Origin of the sequence: Microcoleus sp. B13-B6 (genome assembly GCF_036705405.1) — a bacterium.
Classification (GTDB): Bacteria; Cyanobacteriota; Cyanobacteriia; order Cyanobacteriales; family Microcoleaceae; genus Microcoleus.
Genome location: NZ_JAUBUJ010000096.1, coordinates 1 through 20370, shown reverse-complemented (window position 1 = coordinate 20370; position 20370 = coordinate 1). Strand labels below are relative to the sequence as shown.

The following is a 20370-nucleotide window of genomic DNA, read 5'->3' as shown; positions in this document are numbered from 1 at the left end:
AATTACACCTTTTTAAAGAACATGAAACCGATATAGCGTTTTTGCTCTATGTGAAGAAGCATTCCTTGATTAGTTTCTTTCGTCTGTTGTAATTCCAGACGGCAGCCATCAATCTCTATTGGCCCTTGCTCAACCAGCCGTGAAAGGTCGATGAGGAATTCATCTGTACGAAATCCACTTTCGTTCTTCCCGAGACGTTGCGTGATATTGCGAATAGGAATGGTTGAGCCATCTGATAGTTTATCTTTCTTTAGTATTGCCAAATATTGGGATAGGAGCTTTTTAATAAACTTTTTGCCATCAAAAGTTCGCTCAAAAATCCTCTTGTGTTCTCGTTGTACAACCTCAACTATAGCTCCTATGTCAGCAGGGAATTTAACCATTTTTGATGATTCATAGTTAGACAAGCTTGCTGTTTTTTTATGGTCATCTATATCAAGCTGAAAGAATCCTTTCTCAAACTTGTAGCGGGGATGACGACTGTCTTGATCTAACTGTAAGCTAGTCGCCTGACAAGCTTTTTCTAAATAGGCTGGAAACCGATGTGGCTTAAGCTCTTGGGCCCGCTCTTTGGCTACCCGATAAATATCATCCATTAGGGAAACTTCCGAGGACTGATCAACCCTCATCTTCTCTATAAGGTGCTTATGCTTATCCAATAAATCCAGGCAGTGCAGCGGCCACTGTTTGTGGAGGAACCGGTTAAGGTTGTCCCAGAGCTTGCAAAGGCGTTCTACTTCCTCAGCCTGCGCTTTGATGTCTTTTTCTCTCTGGGTGGTGGAGGCTGCTTGTTCTCTGGCTTGGTCTAAAATTTTTTCAGGGAAAGGATTTATTTCAACCATAGGTAAATTTTACAAAATAGACGTGCAATATGCTGTATTATATAACTTGAGGCTAACTTTGACTCTGCAAAATCTCTCTAATTCTTTGCCGAAACAAACGCACAGCCGCACGCTGTCCGACTGTTCTGCTTTGTTCGATGAAACCGGGAATTTCGGCAACGGGTAAAAAGGGAAAAGCTAAACTGCGATCGCACATTTCATATTTCCCATCTAAACGAGGGGATTGGAGGCTCTGCCTCGCGGGAATAAGGAGGCAGAGCCTCCGGATCTGCGTTCCTAGGCAGAGCCTAGAAACGAGGGGAATTACATCTCGCGTAGTTAATTAACTGTACAAACTCGCCACATATTCGCCGTAACCGTTATAGGGCAAAGTCGGGCGAGTTTCCCACGACCAACTGTTACCGGGGCCGACTATCCGTTCGCTGGCCTGCGACCATCTGGGGTGCGGTTTGTCGGGTTCCACATTTGCTTCAAAGGCGTATTCGTTGGGGCCGATTGTATTCCAAAAAGTGGCGGGCTGTTGTTCGACAAATTCAATTTTTACGATCGACTTTGCGCCCTTAAAACCGTACTTCCAAGGAATCACTTGCCGCAGAGGCGCACCATTTTGCTTAGGTAGCCTTCGGCCATACAAGCCTGTGGCAAAAAATGCTAAATCGTTTGCCATTTCTTCAATTCGCAGACCTTCGGTATAAGGCCAAGGATAAAATTGCGACATCAAACCGGGGCCGGGAGTTATTTCCCGATCGTAAAATGAGGTAAAGCGAACGAATTTAGCCTTCGATTGCGGTTCGACATCAGCCATCAGTAATTTCATGGGAAATCCGACCCAAGGAACTACCATCGCCCAGGCTTCTACACAGCGAAATCGATAAACTCGTTCTTCGATAGGAAATTTTTTGTAGAGGTCGTCAATATCATAAGTACGGGGATTTTTTACTAAACCGCCTACTTCTACTTTCCAGTTTTCTGTTGGCAAAGCTTGAGCGGCTTGCCAAATTGATTTTGTGCCGCCGTATTCGTAAAAATTGTTGTATTTTGTAGCTAAGCCTTCGTCGGTAATCGCTCGATCGACTTTTGCAAAGTCGGGATTCCGGCTCAATTCCGAATATGCTTGGGTTGAGCTTTGATCCAGAGCAGTTTTTGAGCTAGGATTGCTTTGGCAGCCGGTCAGCGGCAGCAGCGAAGCTGTCACGCCGGCGCCAATTAAATTTGTCATGAACCGGCGGCGGTTGAGAAAGGCTGTTTCTGGGGTAATTTGGGGTTGGAGAATTTCCCAAGGTTTGGGAACGCGAATTAACGGCATAAGTAATAGTTAAAAGTTAGTAGTTAGTTGGGAAAAAATTGCCTAAGTTTTAATCGGTTAGTCGATTTGACATGGGAAATTGGAACTTTTAGATTCACTCCATAGAACAAAGAATCGCGGATATTTGGCAAGCTCTCGCGATTGATTTGGTGCGATCGCAATGCAAGTATTCGCAATGACAGTATAGCTTAATTCGGTAACAACTGAGATATTGCACCATCCTAAAGAACAGGCTTTCCGGCCTGTTCCACAAAGAATGATTTTCTTGTGGGGAGTAGGGGTTGGGCAGGAGATCCCGCCCGTATGCTCGACCTATTAAACCTCGCTCGCAGGAAAGTCAGCAATTATTTACGCGCGATCGACGGCAGCAATTGTGGCGAAAATCTGGGAAACAATTATGATCAAGCAAAGATTCCAATTAATTATTTAATTTGTCCACAGGAAGCGGCACGCACCGCCCCGCTTTCCTCCCCCATCAGCAATAATGTCGGACGGGGGTCTCCAGCGGAAAGACAAATGAGTTACTGCATCAATCCCCATTGCCAGAATCCCCAAAATCTCGATCGCGCGACAGTCTGCAAAAGTTGCGAGTCGAACTTGCTGCTAAAAGGCCGCTACCGAGTCTTTCACACCCTCGGTCAAAGTCTCACTTGCCGCACCTTCTTAGCCGTCGATGAAGACCAACCTTCGCAGCCCCGTTGCGTCATTCAACAGTTCTGCGCGCCCGCAGGCACAGCGGACGGTCAAAACCCCCTAAACCGGACATTTCGCGGCTCAGCCTCTGTTCTCGACGAGTTGGGGAAACATCCGCAAATACCGAAACTGCTGGCATCTTTTGAACTCGAAGGCTGCCAGTATTTAGTGCAAGAATACATCGAAGGCCGCAATTTAGCCGATCGGCTTTCAGAAAAAGGTGTTGTTAAAGAAATTCAAATTTGGTATCTGCTGAGCGAATTGTTGCCAGTCCTGCAATTTGTTCACGAAAATCAACTGATTCACGGAGATATCAAACCGTCGAATATTATTCACCGGAAAACTCCCCAAGCATCCCCAGCTTTGGCAGGGAAAGAGGATCTACATTCCGTGTCTCAGGAAAGTGCCTCTGGGCTAGTTTTAGTCGATTTCGGCGCGGCAATTCCGGCAAACAGCGGGCCGCTCAAAACCGAAACGGTGACAGGTTCTGCGGAATACGCGGCCCCGGAACAAATTAAAGGCAAAGCGATTAAGAGCAGCGATATCTACAGTTTGGGCGTCACTTGCATTCACTTGTTAACGGGAATGTCGCCCTTTGATTTGTTTGACATCAAAGCCGAAAGTTGGACTTGGAGACATTATTTGAAAGTACCAGTTTCGGCGCGACTCGGCCGCATTCTGGATAAAATGGTGCAGCGAGAACCATCAAAACGCTATCGATCGACCGAGGCAATTCTCACAGACATGAAATACGGCCCGGCACCGGTAGACGTGATTCTCAGCAAACCCAAGTGGACTTTGGCCATGTGGGGAGCAACTACGGTTGCCCTGCTTTCCGTAGTGCTGGGTGTTCGCTTGCCCTCTCCTGCACCGCAGGCTTTCACTTCTGGTGAGCCAGCTTCTAGCATTCCCGAAATTCGGTTCAATCCGCCCCCGATGCAGAATTTCAGGGGTGAGGCATCGCCGTCAGGGCCTGCTGTACGGACTCTGGCGGATCAACACAAAAACCCGGTTTGGGCGGTAGCAGTTGCTCCCCAGGGCCGCGTGATCGTCAGCGGGAATAACGACGGCACAATTCACCTGCTGCACAAGCGTCACGGCAAGCTGCTAAAGGTTTTAGCAGGGCATTTGGGGCCGGTGTGGTCGGTGGCAGTCAGTCCCGACGGCAGGACGATCGCCAGCGGTGGCGTTGACGGTACGATTAAATTGTGGAATTTCTATTCTGGCAGGTTAATTCAGACTTTGGACGGACACCAAAACGGCGTGTTCTCGGTGGTTTTCAGTCCCGATAGCCAGGCCGTGGCCAGTGTCGGTAAGGACAAAACTTTGAAGTTGTGGCAAGTCGAAGGCGGGGCCGAGTTGGAAACTCTCAACGGGGTTTTTGACGAGGTGCAGTCGGTGGCTTTCAGTCCCGATCGAGAAACTTTGGCGATCGGCAGCAGCGACGGTAAAATCAACCTGTGGAACTGGCAGACTGGGGAATTTAAAGAAACTCTTTGGGGTCATTCCGAGGCGGTTTGGTCTCTGGCCATCAGCCCGGACGGTCAAACTCTCGCCAGCGGCAGTTGGGACAAGACGGTGAAGCTGTGGGATATCAGCCCCAATAATCACTCCGGGCAGCCCAACGGTTCTCTGCTACGGACTTTAATCGGCCATTCCGACAAGGTTAAGTCCTTGGCTTTCAGTCCCGACGGAGACAAGCTTGCCAGCGCCGATTTGAGCGGCACTATTAAGCTGTGGCGGATGAGTCCTGGCGAGCGGTGGCAGATGAGTCCCGCCGACACGGTGGGCACGCTGAAGGGTCATTCTACCTGGGTGGATTTGGCTTTTAATCCTCAAGACAAAACTCTGATCAGTGGCAGTTTTGACGACACGATTAAGGTGTGGCGACTGTCTCCTTAATTTTTTCGATCGCCCGTTCGATCAATTTTTGAACAGTTAGGGCGATCGAACATTTAGCTAATTTATCAGGAAATTGGGTTTAAAACCCCGTCCTTCTAGGGCGGCTTTAATTTCTTAAATCCCTTCCTAAAAATCAGGAATTGCTGCTATTTGTAGTATACTAAAATAGTCAAGGTTAAACTCGCAATACCCTCGTGAAACAGTTAAGACACACTTTTAGGTATAAACCGGGGGACGCAGAGCGGCGAAAACTCGCCATACAGCTAAAGGATCAACGCATCCTTAAACCAGTAAAAACAAAAAACCAGTAAAAACAAACAATTTCTTGATTTGTTAAGTAGGGTAGGGCATACCCAAACTCGCTTGCTTGTATCCTAGTACGCTTTTGGAGATAGACCCTCTGGGGTAACAGTGAATTAGACTCGTCAATTTGTACTATTGTACTGTTGAAAGGTTTAAGGACTGCCGCAAGGACATGGTGCTTAAAGGTCAGTCGATGAATTAAGAATCCCCACGCCTTTAGGCTGGGGAGTGTCAACTTGCTTTAATCGGGGTTCCCTGAAACCTCTATTCTACGGTTTGTAATCAAAAACTGTCCGAACAGTTGCAGGACTTACGCACAGCCTCAATATATAGTGTTTTGTAGGCAAACCCCCCGTGGTTGCCCGATATAGTGTTTTGTAGGGGCAAACCCCCCGTGGTTGCCCCCATACCTGGAATGATTGCGTAAGTCCTATGTTGGTACAAAAACAAATTTAAAATCTCAAATAGTCAGAATATCCCTAGAAAAGGCGGTTGCTAACTAACACTTGTGGTAAAGTAGTTTCGGCTGTTAAAATAAAATCTATGACCGCAAATTCGGAGTTAGCACAGCAGTATTTGTCAGCGGGTGATAGCCTTCAGAAATCAGGAAAGCTTGAGGAGGCGATCGCTCAATATCAAAAATTACTAGCCATTCAACCGGATAGTCCGATCGCACTCAACAAGATAGCAGAAATTTATTATACGCAACAGAAATATGTAGAGGCGATCGCCTCCTGTTACCAAGCACTTCGCCAGCAACCCAATTTCGCCGCCGCCTACAAAACTATAGGGAATATCCTGCAAGCCCAAGGCAAAATAGACGCGGCGATTCGCGCCTACTCCAAGGCGATAGAATTCGACCCTAAATTTGTCGAAGCATATGTTAATTTGGGCAGTATGTTTTACAAACAAGGTCAGCTCGATGACGCCATAACTTATTATCAAAAATCTATTGCTCTTCAACCAGATTTAGCCGTCGCTTATTGGAATTTAGGCAAAAGTTTGGAAGAGCAAGGTCGAATCAATGAAGGTTTATTTTATCAAAAAAAAGCTCTAAATTTACAGCCGGAGTTAGAAGCAAGAAGCAATTCAGTAAAAAATAACACTTACTGAAGAGGAATGTTATAGTCGGAATAATTCAATCATTCACGATGCAAGCTGGATCGACATGGAAATTAACCCGAATCCGCTGGAATTGCTAACGGCTAAAGTACGAGAAACTGTTGCCGATACCCAAAACTTAGCCAACGAAATCGCTGCTAAAGTTGAGGAAAGTGCAACTGTATTAACGGCGTGGGTACAATCAGCGCCAAGTTCAATGGTTAGTGCCGGGGCGATCACCACTCAAGAAGCTTTTAAAATAGCACATAACATCCGTTTTGAGAACCTGCCAAGAAATCTGCAATCCAAATTTGCTAGGGCTGGGGTGCGTGACGGAATGCGAGATATTCAAGAAGCAGCAAAAGTATTTGAATCCATACCCGCCCAAATTCGTGCCCAAGGCCCAGAAGCAATTCGCAACTTCTGTCAAGATAAAGATTGGAGTCACATCCAAGCGCACGTCAATGGAGGCGGAAGCGAAGCTACTAACGGGATTTTTGAATATTTTTGGGTGAATCGTGCTCGCGGTGGTGTAGACATGACTGCCGCAGAATTAGCAGTCGCTAAGCAAGTTTTAGCGGATGCAGCGTTTAAAGCAGCAGTTGCGGAAATCGTTGGGGCTGCAATGAAAGGGGCGATCGCAGCAGCAGTAATTGAGTTAATATTTTCTATCTTAGAAAATTCGCTATTGTGCGTTGAAGGGAAAATTACCCAGTCAGAGTTAGTCGAACAAGTCGCCACCGCCACCGCCAAAGCTGGCATTGCTGGTGGTGTTATTACTGGCATTCTGTTAACACTGTGCATGATATTTCCCCCCATTGCTGCGCTTTTAGGTGCCGCAGCGATGCCCTTGGCGGTTGCAGGTATTGGTTTTATGGGAATTCGCGCCTGGGAAATTTTTTGTCACGGCGATCGACTATTTGGTATTACTGAACAAGCACAAAAATTTCTGGGACTGACTGAACAGTTGACAGTTGACTGTTGACTGTTATGATACCCGAATCAAACCGTTTATGAAGCGCGGATTGAAGGCTCTATTCATGATAGTTATTTATGTCCGCGCTTTTGGGTGGCGGTTGCTTGTAGCATCATTTTCAAATGATATCAATTCCGGTTATATCGGAATATTAAACCACAGAGGGCACAGAGGACACAGAGAAAGAGAAGAGAGAGAGATAATGATTCCGATGTCAACGGATTTGATATGATTGGGAAATATAAATAGTATGGATTCAATAGAAAAAACTCAAGATCAGCAGCATCCGCAATACAAGCGCGATCGAGCCAGTGTCAATACTTTATTAGCAGGAGAAGCAACCGACTACAATTTATCGGAATTAGCAAGATTAATAATTCGCTACCGAGGCTTTCCAGGCGCTAGAGATATTCAATCAGACTTAAAAAAAGTCCTGCAAAAATGGAATCATACCGAAGAAACTCTTTACGAACAAACCCGTAAGATTCACGCTACAGGTGAGGTTTACAGGCGACAAAAAAGCGATCAAGAAGATTGGCTTTAATCTCAAATATACCTTAAATACCTCCTTTATCTCTTACGTGAGAAAGGCTATCTTACCAAAGCTTAGAAGTGAACTAGCGATGGAAATTAATGAGTAATTTTAGGCCTCGGAGCCGGTGCACCTCGCAGCATTCCTTCTGTACTGAGGTCTTCATCAATTTCTTCCCAGTGAATGCCATAGCCTCCTCCACATACTTCCCATTTTTCCCTTTGATCGGGCGTTGCATGAAACAATCTTGGATACCAAATTAAAGGGACGGTAATGATTCGTCCATCCATCAAATCAACACTAATGGTTTCTTCTGTAAAATGAATGTGTTTAACTCTCTCGTCCGCTCGAATCGCCAAAATACCCATACCAAGCCTCCAATAGCGTTTGTTTATTTTCTTGTACTACCGACTGTATTTTACGAAGTTCTTTAGCACTAAAACCAAGGTTGTTTCCTAAACTGACCGAAAGCATCCAGGATACCCGCCACGTGATTCATCCATCCAGAAATAAAAAACGTGTATCCGATGAAACTTGCCGAACGTATTTATCCGTGGGGTCAAGGCTTCAATCTAAAATCTAAAATCTAAAATCTAAAATCGATTGACTGGCTCCAACCAAAATTTAACCGATGATTTGTCTCTGTCAATATGAACATGAGGTGGTTCATTTGGTTCATGGCTGTAAAAGTAAAGTCGGTAAAAACTGAGATACTGAGATATTGCACCATTCTCAATTAGCTTTTTAGGAACAGGCAAGATGCCTGTTCCACAAGAAAATTTATCTTTTGTGGAACAGGCATCTTGCCTGTTCCTGACAATTGTTGGCATAATTCCAGGTTATACAATATTTCAATGCAAATATCTGTATTTGGTCTTCTTATATTCTTCTTCCATGACACGGGTGATGTAAAATCAACTTCCAGGAAGAGCCTGGAAGCAACAGTCAACAGTCAACTGTTAACAGTCAACTGTCAACAGTCAACAGTCAACAGTCAACAGTTAACTATTTTCAAACCATCTCTGGCGAAACTTGCATTGCCGGCTGCGGCTGGAACTGGAACAGCGAATAAACCACATTGCGGCGGATATCCGTCATCATGTCCAAAAACAGCTCGTAACCTTCAGTTTTGTACTCGATCAGCGGGTCTTTCTGCCCGTAACCGCGCAGCCCTACAGACTCGCGCAAAGCATCCATTTGCTGCAAGTGTTCCCGCCACAAAGTATCAATTTGCTGCAAAATAAAGAATCGTTCCGCATCTCGCATTAATTCAGCTCGGATTGCATTAACTTCCGCTTCTTTAATGTCGTAAGCATTGCGGACTTGTTCGTGCAGGAATGTTTTAATTTCCTCAACGGACAAATCTTCTAGCTGATCCGGCGTCATGTCAGCGAGCAGATAAACAAATTCCTTCACCTTGCTCACAAGTTTGTCGAGTTCCCATTCTTCCGAAGGTAAATCGGGATTGATGTATGCTCCCACGATGTCATCCATCGTCTGTTCGGCATATCTAATTACCTGTTCTTTGGAGTCCAAACCTTCCAATACTCGGCGACGTTCCGCATAGATTGCTCGACGCTGATTGTTCATCACTTCGTCGTATTCAAATACCTGCTTGCGGATATCGTAATAGTAGGTTTCGACTTTTTTCTGAGCGCCTTCGAGGGAACGAGTCAGCATTCCAGATTCGATCGGCATATCTTCCTCAACACCGAAAGCCTTCATCAAACCGGCCACCCGTTCGCCGCCGAAAATCCTGAGCAAATTGTCTTCCAAACTCAAGAAAAACCGCGTTGAACCGGGGTCTCCTTGGCGTCCCGCCCGGCCGCGCAACTGATTGTCGATCCGGCGCGATTCGTGGCGTTCGGTACCGATGACGTGCAAGCCTCCCAACTGCACGACTTCATCGTGTTCGGTGCTGGTAAAAGCATCGTACTCCTTGCGAGTTAAATTGTAAGCTTCCCGCAATTTTTGAATTACCGGGTCTTTTGTCGGCGCTTTTTCCGAAGCTATAGCCACGATATCATCGGCTTGCAATTCCGTGAGCGATCGCGCGCCGTACTCCTTCACCGCCAATTCCACCGCCGCCACGAGCATTTGTTCGGCATTTTTCGATAGCTGCGTCGGGAAAATCTGCGCCGAAGCTTTCCAAGACTTTACCTTTTTCTTAGTCGGATCAAAACCTTGAGGTGCGGGGCGGCCACCAATACCCGGCACTTGCACCACCGAAAACCCGTCATCATCCTCGGGTTGCACGATGCGGGGCATAAAATACTCCCGCAACTTGAGGCGCGCCATGTACTCAGAATTACCGCCCAAAATAATATCTGTACCGCGTCCCGCCATGTTTGTGGCGATCGTCACAGCGCCTTTGCGTCCGGCTTGAGCGATAATTTCTGATTCCCGCTCCACATTTTCCGGTTTAGCATTAAGCAAATTGTGAGGAATTTTCCTCTCCAGCAGCAGCCGCGACAGCAACTCCGACTTTTCTACGCTTGTCGTACCCACCAGCACCGGCCGACCCACCTCGTGCATTTCCGCGCATTCTTGGGCGATCGCATTCCACTTCCCAGCCTCCGCCTTGTAAACCATATCCGAAAGGTCTGTGCGGCTGGTAATCCGGTTAGTGGGAATCAGCGTCACTTCCAGTTTGTAAATCTTCTCAAACTCCGTCTCTTCAGTCTTCGCCGTCCCAGTCATCCCCGACAGCTTCGGATAAAGCAAAAAGAAATTCTGATAGGTAATCGTCGCCAGTGTCTGAGTTTCCGGCTGAATTTCCGCCCGTTCCTTGGCTTCGATCGCCTGGTGCAAACCGTCACTCCAGCGCCGTCCCGGCATCACCCGGCCGGTAAACTCATCCACAATCACGACTTCGCGATCGGGAGTGACGATGTAGTTAATATCCTTAATAAACAATTCCTTGGCCTTAATCGCATTAAAAATGTAATGCGCCCAAGGGTCAGCCGGGTCGTACAAATCCGTAACACCCAACAACCGCTCAGCTTCACCAAACCCTTCATCGGTCAATAGCACATTCCGAGCCTTTTCATCAACCTCGTAATGTTCTTCATTTTCCTTTCTCAGAGCAGCAGCTACCTCAGCCGCCCGTATATACTTCTCACTGGGGCGTTCCACCTGGCCGGAAATAATTAAAGGCGTCCGTGCTTCATCAATCAGCACCGAGTCAACCTCGTCAATCACGCAGAAATTAAAAGGACGCTGCACAACGTCTTCCATGACCGTAGCCATGTTGTCGCGCAAATAATCAAAGCCGACTTCGCTGTTAGTCGCGTAGGTAATGTCGCAGTTATAATTTTTCTTTCGTTCCACCTGATCCATGCCCTGCTGAATCAGTCCCACAGTCAATCCCAGGAAGCGGTGCACTTGCCCCATCCATTCCGCGTCCCGCCTTGCGAGATAATCGTTGACGGTGATGATGTGTACGCCTTTACCGTTGAGGGCGTTGAGGTAAGCCGGCAGCGTCGCCACGAGAGTTTTGCCCTCACCGGTTTTCATTTCGGCAATTTGGCCTTTGTGCAGGATAATGCCGCCGAGGAGTTGGACATCAAAGTGGCGCATTCCTAAAACCCGTTGTCCCGCTTCCCGCACCACTGCAAAAGCCTCCGGCAAGATTTCGTCTAGGATCTCTTTCTCTTCGTTGAGAGATTTAGCTTTTGCCAGACGTTCTTGAAACTCCGCCGTTTTGCCTCTGAGGCCGTCGTCTGAGAGTGCGCGGAAGTCTTCTTCCAAAATATTGATATCAGCTACCCAAGGCTGAAATTTTCTCAGTTTGCGCGCGTTGGGATCGCCTAGCAGATTTTTAAACATGGCAGGAGAGGCAGATTTTTAATAATTTAGCTATTAGCTTTCAGGGTTACGGGCTGTAGTGTTAGCCACAACATATACCCTCCCCGATTGTAGCAACCATTGGCTGTCCTGGGCCGTGGCTGCGGTCGATCGCTCGATTTTGGATTTTGGATTTTGGATTTTGGATTGAAGTTGGTGAAGGTGGGTAGCGATCGCCACTCACGTATCGGTGCTTATTGACAATTGCAGAGCATAACAGGCTTTCCGGCCTGTTCCACAATAGATTAATGTTTTTGTAGGATTAATTTCCGCAACAGGCTGGACGGCCTGTTCCACAAGAGGTTCATGTTTTTGTGGCATTAATTTAAGCAACAGGCTGGACGGCCTGTTCCACAAGAGAGATTAATGTTTTTGTGGGGTGGGCATCTTGCCCGCCCCGATCGCCCTTATTGAAAATGCTCTCACATCTGAACCCAGATTAATCCTAGTTTTAAACAGGCCTGGGCACTTCGTAAGTCAAAAAGTCGTAAGCCATTTTCGTATTCGGAAAAATTGCCTGCGCTTCCTTGAGCAAATCATCCAGGACGATCGCATTCCCCGGAGCGTAACGCGGGCTAAAATGCGTCATAATTAACTGTTTCGCCCCAGCCGTCAAAGCCACTTGAGCCGCCATTGTCGAAGTTGAATGCAGGCGATCGAAGGCCATTTGAGCATCTTGATGGGCAAAAGTAGCTTCATGCACCAACAAATCAGCATCCTTCGCCAATTCCACCGCCCCGTCACAAAAAACCGTGTCGGTACAATAAACAAACTTGCGCCCGACTTGATCTGGGCCGCAAAAATCCGTACCTTTAAACTGCCGCCCGTCCTCTAACTTTACCGTCTTTCCTTGTTTTAACTCGCCGTAAATTGGCCCGGAAGGAATGCCCGCAGCCTTCGCTTTTTCTACATCAAAATGTCCCGCACGATCTTTCTCAGTTACTCGATAACCAAAAGCAGTAACTCGGTGCTTCAAAGGGCCGCAGCTAACAATATATTCGTCATCTTCATAGATGACTCCCTCGTGAATTTTGTGTACCTTAACCGGGTAAGAAAAATGAGTTTGAGAATAACGAACGCCAGCTTGCAAATATTCTTCAAGTCCCGGAGGCCCGTAAAGATCGATGCGCTTGACATTCCCCGCCAAACCGCAGCTAGCCAGCAAACCCATTAAGCCGAAAATATGGTCGCCGTGCAGGTGAGTGATGAAAATGCGGCTCAGTTGGCTGACTTTGAGATCGCTGCGGAGAAACTGGTGCTGAGTTCCTTCGCCACAGTCAAACAGCCAGAGTTCCGCTCGCTGGGGCAACCGGAGGGCGATGCTGGAAACGTTGCGCGATCGCGTGGGTACGCCGGAGCTAGTTCCGAGAAATGTAATCTGCAAGAGTCAAATCACCTCAATTAAGTCTTAAAAAATATGTTACATATATCCAGAGTGCGGCTGATCCGACATACAGGAAATAGTCGCAGCCAGGAACCGGGATAAATCGCTGTTCCTGCGAACATCTAGTTGCTAAAATCATTTTCGACAAGCGCACAGAGCGATCAACCCAATTCTAACGTTTTCTTTCTTCCGTTCCCCTTCCTTTTTCCCTTGCCTTGCCTTCCCTTAAAAATTCTTAAACTCATACAGCACAGGAGGAAAATTTTCAAATGCAGTCAGGAGTATTTTTTGGTTCCGTTTTTTCGACATTAAAAAAACGCTACTTTTGGATTTCGCTGTTGTTTTGGCTGGTAATGGTAGCCCCAGCACAGGCCGCGCTGATCTTGCGAGTTGCGGTACAAGACGGGGCAAGTCAGATAAAAATCGGCAGTTCTACAAAGGCTGCAATCCGCGACGGTAGCGGGCGCAATTTGGGCGAACTGCCGGCAAACAGTTCTCAGTCAGCTCAATTTCGATCGGGAACAGTGGCAATTGGTCGCTGGGCCGCCAACCAAGTTTGGATCGAGCCGACGGGGAACGGTTATGTCTGGATTGGCGATCGTTGGTATCGGGGACGCACGCTTCTAGTTCCCCAAAAAGGAGGCTTGACTGCCATCAACTACGTCAATATCGAACAATATCTCTACAGCGTTCTCGGCGCCGAGATGAGTGGCAATTGGCCTCAAGAGGCTTTGAAAGCCCAAGCAGTCGCCGCCCGTTCCTACGCTATCCACCAGCGCCTCAAAAGCGAAACCGACCTTTACGACGTGGACAGCACTCAGTATTCCCAAGTTTACAAAGGACTGCAAACAGAATCTTCTGGCACTTATTCCGCAGTCGATGCAACCGCCGGTCAAGTTCTGGCCTACAACGGTCAGATTATTTTAGCCGCTTTCCACTCTGCCTCTGGGGGACATACTGAAAATGTCGAGGATGTTTGGACGGAACCTCTGCCTTACCTGCGTGCTGTTCCTGACTTCGACCAAGGGGCCCCGGTTTACCAATGGAAAGAAAATTTTTCCCGGGCTCAAATCAGCAATAGGATTTCTGGCGTGGGTAATGTGATCTCGATGAAGCCAGAACGCACTACCGCTCACGGCAGCGTTTTGAAGATGAAAGTAGTTGGAGATGGCGGTTCTAGGGTCATGACTGGCGCAGATTTACGCCGGGTTCTAAATTTGAGGAGTACCCGGTTTACCGTGATTCCTCAGTATGGGGGCGGTGGGAACCCAAGGAACAGCGGCCAAGCTCCTACCGGTTTTCAAGTTGCTGGCAAAGGTTTCGGTCACGCTGTAGGAATGAGTCAGTGGGGGGCCTACAATTTGGCCAGACAGGGATACGGCTACCAGCAGATTTTGTTGCACTATTACCGAGGTGCTACTTTGGCTAGAATTGCAGTCCAGTAACTGCTGGGAATGGGGAAGAAGGAAGAAGTTCGGCAACGGATTATGTAACGGATGTAACGGATATAACGGATGTCAGTCCGAGGGAAGAAGGAAGAAGGAAGAAGGAAGAACGGAAAAACAACTATTGCTGTATCTCTGACTTCCGTGTCCTGAATACAAGGAATTGGGAACTTGTACGGCCCTTCGACTACGCTCAGGAACCGCGTAGTGGCAGGTCAGGAACCGCGTAGCCGAAGTATGGGAAATTGGCAATGACTAATGACTAATGACTAATGACTAATGACTAATGACTAATGACTAATGACTAATGACTACTGACTAATGACTACTGACTAATGACTAATGACTAATGACTAATGACTAACTACATTAAGGATTGCTATGCAAAAGTGGGAGTATTTATTTGTGGATGCGAATATGTATCCTTTTGGAAACAAGCTGATTAGTTTATATGTAAACGGTGAAGAACAGCGAGATTGGAAACAAGGCTCGCTGCATCAATTTGTCAATCATTTGGGGGAGGAGGGATGGGAACTTGTGGCTCTGGATCACGACTCGAAGTATGACCAAAATTGTTTGATTTTTAAACGCCCTAAGCTTATTTAATAAAACTCGGATTAAAAAAACTTCTGACATCCATAAAGATTGATATTTTCCACAATTCTTAGCAACGAGCTAAAAGCCCGTTCCCCAACAAAGATATTTTATTGTGGAACAGGCCTCCTGCCTATTCTTGAAAAGAGTACCAGATTTCAGTTCAACCTAACGGGAGCATCTCATATTTGTAAAAACACTTCTTCTGGCTCCTTCCTTCTTCCTCTTTCCTCCTGCCTCCTGCCTCCTGCCCCAAAACTCCAATTTCTAGCTTTGCTGCTTTCATTGAGATGCTCACAACCTAACTTAACAACAAACCACAGTTTTTTTCATTAGTATTACAACTTGTCCGAGCGATCGAGCCTGCGCTGCCATTCGGCATCTATTTTGGCTGACTGTTCTAGTTCTTGTTGGGTTAATTCTGTTTCTGTTGTATAAGCTAAGTCTTCTCCAGTCAGAACGTTTTCTGCTGCAAATTCCTGGGCGTAGGCCAGTTTTTTGAGCAAGTTGGCATCGGGTTCGTTTAATAACATTGCTCGCTGCTGACGCTCTTGATTGCGGGCTTCTATCCGGCTATTTTTCCACTGAATCCAGAAGTAGCGAATTAAAGGAATTGCGAGAAATCCGACGCCGTAAATTAGGAGCATGGGATAAACAGCGCTGACGAAACCGATAAATCCACCGACGATTAAATTATTAGTTAATAGATTCCCCAAAACTAACGCACCGACAAGATTGACGGCTCCTAACCCTGCTGCGAGCATGATTTGTCCTGAACTGGCGTTGCTGAAACGCCACAGCATTTCTCGCAAATAAGCTGCTACTGGTTCAGAATTTCTCTCGGTGGCTGTGGTTTGCAATTGCGGAAAATGGTAGACTATTTGCCCTTCGGGACTGACTTCGGGGCGGCCGTCAAAACGGGCGAGAGCCGGTAGCATATATTGTTCGTATTCTCGGGCGTATCCCTGTCCAAGATTTTCGAGATAGGGGGCAATTTGTTCGGCGGCGACGGCACCTCGGTTGTTGCGAATTGCAGTCGCAATATCGCTCCACTTGCGCTCTTCTAGATTGTGATTGGGATTGCCGTCTCCAAAGAGAAAGGAGAAAACTGCTTCCAGAAAACTCATCTCGGGTTTTGGGCCAGTTAAGCGCGATCGCTGCTGGTAGTATGGTTGGTCATGGTTCCAGTAAAATATCCAGCTTAACTCGTTCCAGAAGTAGGGAAAAAAGGAAAAGCCGCCGCCTCTGCCGCCCCCGCTACCACCGTCTCCTCCGCCGCCGCTGTTATTGCTGTCGCTGCTGGAGAGTAAACTGGAGATTAAAATAGTGATAGCAACAAAAATTAAGAGGATGGAAGCTACCAGCACTATGCCAAAAGATATCCGAATCAGGTAAAATAAAACTCGCCAGATTTTTTGCCACCATTCCTGCAACTGCAAGCGCAAGAATTTGTTTCGCAAAATATCTCGAAAGTTCTTGGGGAATAGGTAGGCAATGTCGCCGGATTCTGCTACTTGCAGGTTGCCGCCTGCTTCGGAGGCGAGGGTTAACAGTTCTCGCTGGGCAAAATTGACATCTAATCCAGCTTTTGCCGCCACGTCTCCAACCGTAACGCGGTAGCCAAGTTGTTCGACGGCTTGCATAATGGTGGGATTCGGAGCCATAGGTTTCTCTCTGTGAAAATTACCCGGTTATTTTTATTATATATTGCGGGAATTCGAGCTGGTTTTGGCGATCGGGTTTCGGATTTTTTTTGATGCTGCCCTTGACTTTGGGGCAAAATATTGCTAGTGTTTTGCCGAATAACTTTTAAGTATGGGCTGAACTCGAATAGCTTAATAAAACTTTGTGATTGAATTTCTCTTCGGCATTTGCTTTTGCTTGTTTGCTCTGAGGGTCAAGGAGGGTGGATTATGGGTACAGTTAGTAAGGTACGGTGCGCGATCGCCCGTTGGCGTTAGCAAAGCAATCCGAAGGAAAGCCATCGAAGAGGAGAGGATGGCCCCTGCACCCTCCAGCAGAACTTTTCCCTTCGGCGCGGGTTTTTGTAAGTTTTGTGTAGAGTGCCAGAGATATGTTAAAGAAATCTAGTTTTTTTGCAAGTCTTGCAAGACTTCTATAAAATAGATAGAGCTTGCGCGGGTGTTAAACCCAAGGGCGTGTTTTAAGGTTCGCACTTGCGATCGACTAAACTTTTTAGCGCCCTCAACACAACGGCCCACTACAACAGTGGCGCAATTATTAATAGCAAAACTTTACAGGCTAATTTTTCGGATTAGCCACTAACCAAAGAATCGCATATGCCAAGAACTCAACGCAACGATAACTTTATTGACAAAAGTTTCACGGTAATGGCTGATATCATCCTCAAGATTATGCCAGCCAAAAAGCAGGCGAAGGAAGCTTTTGCTTATTACCGGGATGGTATGTCAGCTCAAGCAGATGGCGAATATGCTGAAGCCCTGGACAATTATCATGAAGCGCTGAAGCTGGAGGAAGATCCTTACGATCGCAGTTATGTCTTGTACAATATGGGGCTGATCCATACTAGCAACGGCGAACACGATAAAGCTTTGGAATATTACAGCGAGGCTTTGGATCTCAATCCGAGAATGCCACAAGCACTGAATAATATTGCTGTAATTTACCACTATCAAGGGGAAAAGGAAAAGGAAGCTGGCAATATTGAAGGCGCGGAAGGGCTGTTTGATAAAGCTGCGGATTATTGGAAGGAGGCTATTCGCTTGGCCCCAAACAATTACATTGAGGTACAAAATTGGCTGAAGACGACAGGCCGATCGCAAATTGATGTGTATTTTTAACTAGGATGGGCATGGGGCACGGGGCATAGGGCATAGTTAGTAGTTAATAGTTGGTAGTTAGTCGTTTCTCTAATAACAAATAACCAATTCCCTATGTCCAATGCCCAATGCCCAATGCCCAATGCCCAATTGCCCATTCCCCATTCCCCATTCCCGATTTTTATGATTGACAGAGAAGAAGTTCGGAAAGTAGCGAATTTAGCGAGATTGGAATTAACGCCGGAAGAAGAAGAGCAGTTTACTGGTCAACTTAACGGTATTTTGGATTATTTTGAGCAGTTGAGCGAACTAGATACGAGTAAGGTACAGCCGACAACGCGGGCGATCGATGTTAGTAATGTAATGCGATCGGACGATTTGCAACCTTTTGCTAAGGGAGAAAGTATTTTGGAGGGATCTCCCGATCGCGATGGGGAGTTTTTTAAAGTTCCTAAGATTATGTAGGGTTCCCCCTACGCAGCTAACTGAGGAACATCCCTTGAGGGGCGGGCTAGCAATGCCTACCCCAAAACCCGATTAAATTAACTGTCGAACAGGTAATAAGTAAGCCCGGTAGAAGCCACCCCACAAGCCGATTAAACTGATAGAAACCCAACACAATATCGCTCATAGCGATGATCGGGAAAGTTCATTTTTGGGGCGACAAATAGTCATGTACGTATTAATTGGTGGAGCAGGAATGATGGGGCTGGGTTTAGCCCAGCAGTTATTAAAACTCGGTCATACGGTTGCAATCCTCGATGCCGACCCGCTGGCTTGTCGCTTTGCTCGTGAAAAAATCGGAGTGATGGCATTTGAAGGCAGTGCGGTGAGTACAACGGTTCTTCTGGAAGCGGGAATTAAACAAGCAAACGCAGTCGTTGCAGCACTCAGGGATGATGCACTGAATTTAGCGCTCATCACCCTATCCAGGAGCTATGGCATTTCCCATATTGTGGTGCGGATGCGCGATCGCGAATTCATGGAAGCCTATCGCCTTGCCGGAGCCAGTCACATCATCAGCACGATTGATTTGGCAGTCGCAACAATGGCGAATGCGATTGAATACCCTCAAATCGAATCGATGATGCACTTTGAACAAGGACAAGTCGAGGTGCTAAAGCTGCCCGTTCCAGGCGATTGCAATGTGGCAGGTCGCACCGTTGCTCAAATTGCTCAAGACCCTCGTTTTCCAAAAGGTTCGCTGATTATTGGTTATCAATGCCATGCCTGCGCCAATCTGGAGATTCCAAACGGCAATACTGTTCTAGAAGCAGGTTCTACCATCTTGGTCGTCACCCGTCCAGAGCTAGTTCACCAGATGATTGATTACCTTCGCATTCGCGCTAGTCATCTGCCAACGTTAGAAGTTTCTCATCCAAATCTTTGATGTAAGGATGAACCAGATCCTCTGGGACAATTCGCTTGCGGAGGGCATCGCTAACTGCTCCTTTTTCTGCTAGAAGCAATCGCCGCCGAATCGTATCTAGCCCGGTGCGATCGCCCTGTACTTGCCCGGCCCGATGTTTATTGTAGAGATCGCGCAGCACTCGCTCAGAGTGTGCTACTCGTGCTTGATATGATGCCCATAACTCTTCGTAAACTGCCTTCGGCAACACACCAGATTTCAGCAAACTATCTAGCTCATCTTGAGCCGCTTTGGAAGCGATCAACTGAATCTGTAACTGCCCAGCTTCCTGCATTACATCAGAAACACGGCTAATTTTTAGTCGTTTTACTAGCCAGGGTAAACTTAATCCCTGTCCTACCAGGGAGCTAGTCCCTAGGTAGCGAATAAATAGACAAAATGATACACTTATAGACCAATATGCGGTGTACCATTTTGTTTAAGCTCGCGCGTTTTCGCAAAAAAGCTGGGATTGTCAGTAAAAACACTCCAACGTTGGGACGTTTCAGGGAAGTTGCCAGCCTTGCGCACCCTGTCAGGTCATCGGTTCTACACCGAAGATGATCTCTTGATAGCCAACGGATTGAAGCCCATAGAAGCCAACCGAAAAACGGTCGTTTACCGCCCTTGTTTCGTCCAGTGGACAGAAGCCGGAACTCAAAAATCAGATGCTGGCAATGGAAGCTTTCTGCCCTTGTCGAGGATTAACAGTCGATGATTGGGTATCAGAAATTGGGGGCGGACTAAATTTTAAAAGGAAAAAGTTTCTAGCAATCATGCTGTCAATGCTCAAAGGTGAAATATCAATAATTGTAATTGCAGACAAAGACAGAATGTGTCGCTTTGCTTTTGAATTCATCCAAGAGCTTGCCACGTCGGTTGGATGCGAAATTGTAGTCGCCAATCAATTATCGTTGTCCCCCCAGCATGAATTAGTAGAAGATTTGATGGCGATAATCCACTGCTTCTCTTGCCGTCTATACGGTCTACGAAATTACTCCAAAGAGCTCAAAGAAAACCTAAAAAATGCTATTGACAAGCCCGTACAAGAACTGGCAAAATTGAGGAATCAAGAAATACAGTGTTGAGGTCGAACAATGCTTTTATCCATCAAAACAAAGTTAAAGTTAAACAAGAGCCAAGCAACAGTTATGAGTAAACACGCTGGAATAGCAAGGTTTACTTATAATTGGGGCTTGGCTACTTGGAGTAATCTTTATCAAGATGGACTGAAGCC

At 46.8% G+C, this 20370-nt stretch carries 22 protein-coding genes and 1 pseudogene; 12 read left to right on the top strand and 11 right to left on the bottom strand.

Going from position 1 to position 20370, the window contains the following annotated elements; translation table 11 throughout:
- Window positions 1-2 precede the first annotated feature (2 nt).
- From QUB35_RS30950 to msrP, 3 genes are all read right to left on the bottom strand, one after another.
- On the bottom strand, window positions 3-842 hold the full coding sequence (locus QUB35_RS30950) for a hypothetical protein (RefSeq protein WP_333145469.1): 840 nt from the start codon (window positions 840-842) through the stop codon (window positions 3-5).
- A 52-nt stretch (window positions 843-894) separates the two neighbouring features.
- Window positions 895-1038 carry a hypothetical protein gene (locus QUB35_RS30945; protein ID WP_333145467.1) on the bottom strand — a complete coding sequence of 48 codons (144 nt, stop codon included), beginning with the start codon at window positions 1036-1038 and terminating at the stop codon, window positions 895-897.
- Between the two features lie 126 nt (window positions 1039-1164).
- Complete coding sequence (gene msrP, locus QUB35_RS30940; RefSeq protein WP_333145464.1) at window positions 1165-2148, bottom strand: protein-methionine-sulfoxide reductase catalytic subunit MsrP; 984 nt, start codon at window positions 2146-2148, stop codon at window positions 1165-1167.
- Between the two features lie 303 nt (window positions 2149-2451).
- Between msrP and QUB35_RS30935 the strand changes: the two genes are divergently transcribed.
- The 4 genes from QUB35_RS30935 to QUB35_RS30920 all read left to right on the top strand — a co-directional run bounded on the left by QUB35_RS30935 (window position 2452) and on the right by QUB35_RS30920 (window position 7667).
- Window positions 2452-4743: a serine/threonine-protein kinase gene (locus tag QUB35_RS30935; protein WP_333145462.1), complete on the top strand. Its 2292-nt coding sequence runs from the start codon at window positions 2452-2454 to the stop codon at window positions 4741-4743.
- 846 nt (window positions 4744-5589) lie between these two features.
- Window positions 5590-6159 carry a tetratricopeptide repeat protein gene (locus QUB35_RS30930; protein ID WP_333145459.1) on the top strand — a complete coding sequence of 190 codons (570 nt, stop codon included), beginning with the start codon at window positions 5590-5592 and terminating at the stop codon, window positions 6157-6159.
- A 55-nt stretch (window positions 6160-6214) separates the two neighbouring features.
- Window positions 6215-7132, top strand: a complete 918-nt coding sequence (locus tag QUB35_RS30925) for a hypothetical protein (protein ID WP_333145456.1) — start codon at window positions 6215-6217, stop codon at window positions 7130-7132.
- Window positions 7133-7373: 241 nt separating this feature from the next.
- Window positions 7374-7667 carry a DUF3288 family protein gene (locus QUB35_RS30920; protein WP_333145453.1) on the top strand — a complete coding sequence of 98 codons (294 nt, stop codon included), beginning with the start codon at window positions 7374-7376 and terminating at the stop codon, window positions 7665-7667.
- An 86-nt stretch (window positions 7668-7753) separates the two neighbouring features.
- Here QUB35_RS30920 and QUB35_RS30915 read toward each other — a convergent pair whose 3' ends face one another.
- From QUB35_RS30915 to QUB35_RS30905, 3 genes are all read right to left on the bottom strand, one after another.
- Complete coding sequence (locus QUB35_RS30915) at window positions 7754-8023, bottom strand: DUF2442 domain-containing protein (RefSeq protein WP_333108088.1); 270 nt, start codon at window positions 8021-8023, stop codon at window positions 7754-7756.
- Window positions 7986-8129, bottom strand: coding sequence for a DUF4160 domain-containing protein (locus QUB35_RS30910; RefSeq protein WP_333145451.1), 144 nt, complete (start codon window positions 8127-8129; stop codon window positions 7986-7988). Before QUB35_RS30910 ends, QUB35_RS30915 begins: the two co-directional genes overlap by 38 nt.
- A 119-nt stretch (window positions 8130-8248) precedes the next feature.
- Window positions 8249-8413 (bottom strand): DUF4160 domain-containing protein, encoded by a 165-nt coding sequence (locus tag QUB35_RS30905; RefSeq protein ID WP_333145448.1) that lies wholly within the window; start codon window positions 8411-8413, stop codon window positions 8249-8251.
- Between the two features lies 1 nt (window position 8414).
- On the opposite strand from QUB35_RS30905, the gene QUB35_RS30900 reads away from it, so the two are divergent.
- Complete coding sequence (locus QUB35_RS30900; RefSeq protein ID WP_333145446.1) at window positions 8415-8567, top strand: hypothetical protein; 153 nt, start codon at window positions 8415-8417, stop codon at window positions 8565-8567.
- Between the two features lie 99 nt (window positions 8568-8666).
- Here the strand turns inward: QUB35_RS30900 and secA are convergent, their stop codons facing one another.
- Together secA and QUB35_RS30890 are read right to left on the bottom strand one after the other, a co-directional pair.
- Window positions 8667-11483, bottom strand: a complete 2817-nt coding sequence (gene secA / locus QUB35_RS30895; protein ID WP_333145444.1) for a preprotein translocase subunit SecA — start codon at window positions 11481-11483, stop codon at window positions 8667-8669.
- A gap of 469 nt (window positions 11484-11952) precedes the next feature.
- Window positions 11953-12885 (bottom strand): ribonuclease Z, encoded by a 933-nt coding sequence (locus QUB35_RS30890; protein ID WP_333145443.1) that lies wholly within the window; start codon window positions 12883-12885, stop codon window positions 11953-11955.
- 269 nt (window positions 12886-13154) lie between these two features.
- On the opposite strand from QUB35_RS30890, the gene QUB35_RS30885 reads away from it, so the two are divergent.
- Both QUB35_RS30885 and QUB35_RS30880 read left to right on the top strand, forming a co-directional pair.
- Window positions 13155-14330, top strand: coding sequence for a SpoIID/LytB domain-containing protein (locus QUB35_RS30885; protein ID WP_333145442.1), 1176 nt, complete (start codon window positions 13155-13157; stop codon window positions 14328-14330).
- A 381-nt stretch (window positions 14331-14711) separates the two neighbouring features.
- Window positions 14712-14936 (top strand): hypothetical protein, encoded by a 225-nt coding sequence (locus QUB35_RS30880; protein WP_333145441.1) that lies wholly within the window; start codon window positions 14712-14714, stop codon window positions 14934-14936.
- Window positions 14937-15087: 151 nt separating this feature from the next.
- Here QUB35_RS30880 and QUB35_RS30875 read toward each other — a convergent pair whose 3' ends face one another.
- Window positions 15088-15210, bottom strand: a complete 123-nt coding sequence (locus tag QUB35_RS30875; RefSeq protein ID WP_333145439.1) for a hypothetical protein — start codon at window positions 15208-15210, stop codon at window positions 15088-15090.
- A gap of 52 nt (window positions 15211-15262) precedes the next feature.
- Window positions 15263-16588: a hypothetical protein gene (locus tag QUB35_RS30870; RefSeq protein WP_333145438.1), complete on the bottom strand. Its 1326-nt coding sequence runs from the start codon at window positions 16586-16588 to the stop codon at window positions 15263-15265.
- A 636-nt stretch (window positions 16589-17224) separates the two neighbouring features.
- Between QUB35_RS30870 and QUB35_RS30865 the strand changes: the two genes are divergently transcribed.
- The 3 genes from QUB35_RS30865 (at window position 17225) to QUB35_RS30855 (ending at window position 19115) form a co-directional block, all read left to right on the top strand.
- Window positions 17225-17746, top strand: a complete 522-nt coding sequence (locus QUB35_RS30865; RefSeq protein ID WP_333039118.1) for a photosystem I assembly protein Ycf3 — start codon at window positions 17225-17227, stop codon at window positions 17744-17746.
- A gap of 162 nt (window positions 17747-17908) precedes the next feature.
- Window positions 17909-18190: an Asp-tRNA(Asn)/Glu-tRNA(Gln) amidotransferase subunit GatC gene (gene gatC / locus QUB35_RS30860; protein ID WP_333145503.1), complete on the top strand. Its 282-nt coding sequence runs from the start codon at window positions 17909-17911 to the stop codon at window positions 18188-18190.
- Between the two features lie 208 nt (window positions 18191-18398).
- Window positions 18399-19115 carry a TrkA family potassium uptake protein gene (locus QUB35_RS30855; RefSeq protein ID WP_333145501.1) on the top strand — a complete coding sequence of 239 codons (717 nt, stop codon included), beginning with the start codon at window positions 18399-18401 and terminating at the stop codon, window positions 19113-19115.
- Here QUB35_RS30855 and QUB35_RS30850 read toward each other — a convergent pair.
- Entirely contained in the window at window positions 19072-19428 is a 357-nt protein-coding gene (locus QUB35_RS30850; RefSeq protein ID WP_333145436.1) for a hypothetical protein, read from the bottom strand. The genes QUB35_RS30855 and QUB35_RS30850 overlap by 44 nt on opposite strands.
- A gap of 123 nt (window positions 19429-19551) precedes the next feature.
- On the opposite strand from QUB35_RS30850, the pseudogene QUB35_RS30845 reads away from it, so the two are divergent.
- Together QUB35_RS30845 and QUB35_RS30840 are read left to right on the top strand one after the other, a co-directional pair.
- Window positions 19552-20221 (top strand): annotated as a pseudogene (locus QUB35_RS30845) (IS607 family transposase).
- 9 nt (window positions 20222-20230) lie between these two features.
- Window positions 20231-20370, top strand: a 140-nt coding sequence (locus QUB35_RS30840; protein ID WP_333145499.1) for a helix-turn-helix domain-containing protein, incomplete at its 3' end; no start/stop codon positions are given.

Coding starts and splice junctions, on each gene's coding strand:
- QUB35_RS30950 (WP_333145469.1), bottom strand. CDS start 842: ATGGTTGAAATAAATCCTTTCCCTGAAAAAATTTTAGACCAAGCCAGA.
- QUB35_RS30945 (WP_333145467.1), bottom strand. CDS start 1,038: ATGTGCGATCGCAGTTTAGCTTTTCCCTTTTTACCCGTTGCCGAAATT.
- msrP (WP_333145464.1), bottom strand. CDS start 2,148: ATGCCGTTAATTCGCGTTCCCAAACCTTGGGAAATTCTCCAACCCCAA.
- QUB35_RS30935 (WP_333145462.1), top strand. CDS start 2,452: ATGCTCGACCTATTAAACCTCGCTCGCAGGAAAGTCAGCAATTATTTA.
- QUB35_RS30930 (WP_333145459.1), top strand. CDS start 5,590: ATGACCGCAAATTCGGAGTTAGCACAGCAGTATTTGTCAGCGGGTGAT.
- QUB35_RS30925 (WP_333145456.1), top strand. CDS start 6,215: ATGGAAATTAACCCGAATCCGCTGGAATTGCTAACGGCTAAAGTACGA.
- QUB35_RS30920 (WP_333145453.1), top strand. CDS start 7,374: ATGGATTCAATAGAAAAAACTCAAGATCAGCAGCATCCGCAATACAAG.
- QUB35_RS30915 (WP_333108088.1), bottom strand. CDS start 8,023: ATGGGTATTTTGGCGATTCGAGCGGACGAGAGAGTTAAACACATTCAT.
- QUB35_RS30910 (WP_333145451.1), bottom strand. CDS start 8,129: ATGCTTTCGGTCAGTTTAGGAAACAACCTTGGTTTTAGTGCTAAAGAA.
- QUB35_RS30900 (WP_333145446.1), top strand. CDS start 8,415: ATGCCTGTTCCACAAGAAAATTTATCTTTTGTGGAACAGGCATCTTGC.
- secA (WP_333145444.1), bottom strand. CDS start 11,483: ATGTTTAAAAATCTGCTAGGCGATCCCAACGCGCGCAAACTGAGAAAA.
- QUB35_RS30885 (WP_333145442.1), top strand. CDS start 13,155: ATGCAGTCAGGAGTATTTTTTGGTTCCGTTTTTTCGACATTAAAAAAA.
- QUB35_RS30880 (WP_333145441.1), top strand. CDS start 14,712: ATGCAAAAGTGGGAGTATTTATTTGTGGATGCGAATATGTATCCTTTT.
- QUB35_RS30875 (WP_333145439.1), bottom strand. CDS start 15,210: ATGAAAGCAGCAAAGCTAGAAATTGGAGTTTTGGGGCAGGAGGCAGGA.
- QUB35_RS30870 (WP_333145438.1), bottom strand. CDS start 16,588: ATGGCTCCGAATCCCACCATTATGCAAGCCGTCGAACAACTTGGCTAC.
- QUB35_RS30865 (WP_333039118.1), top strand. CDS start 17,225: ATGCCAAGAACTCAACGCAACGATAACTTTATTGACAAAAGTTTCACG.
- gatC (WP_333145503.1), top strand. CDS start 17,909: ATGATTGACAGAGAAGAAGTTCGGAAAGTAGCGAATTTAGCGAGATTG.
- QUB35_RS30855 (WP_333145501.1), top strand. CDS start 18,399: ATGTACGTATTAATTGGTGGAGCAGGAATGATGGGGCTGGGTTTAGCC.
- QUB35_RS30850 (WP_333145436.1), bottom strand. CDS start 19,428: ATGCAGGAAGCTGGGCAGTTACAGATTCAGTTGATCGCTTCCAAAGCG.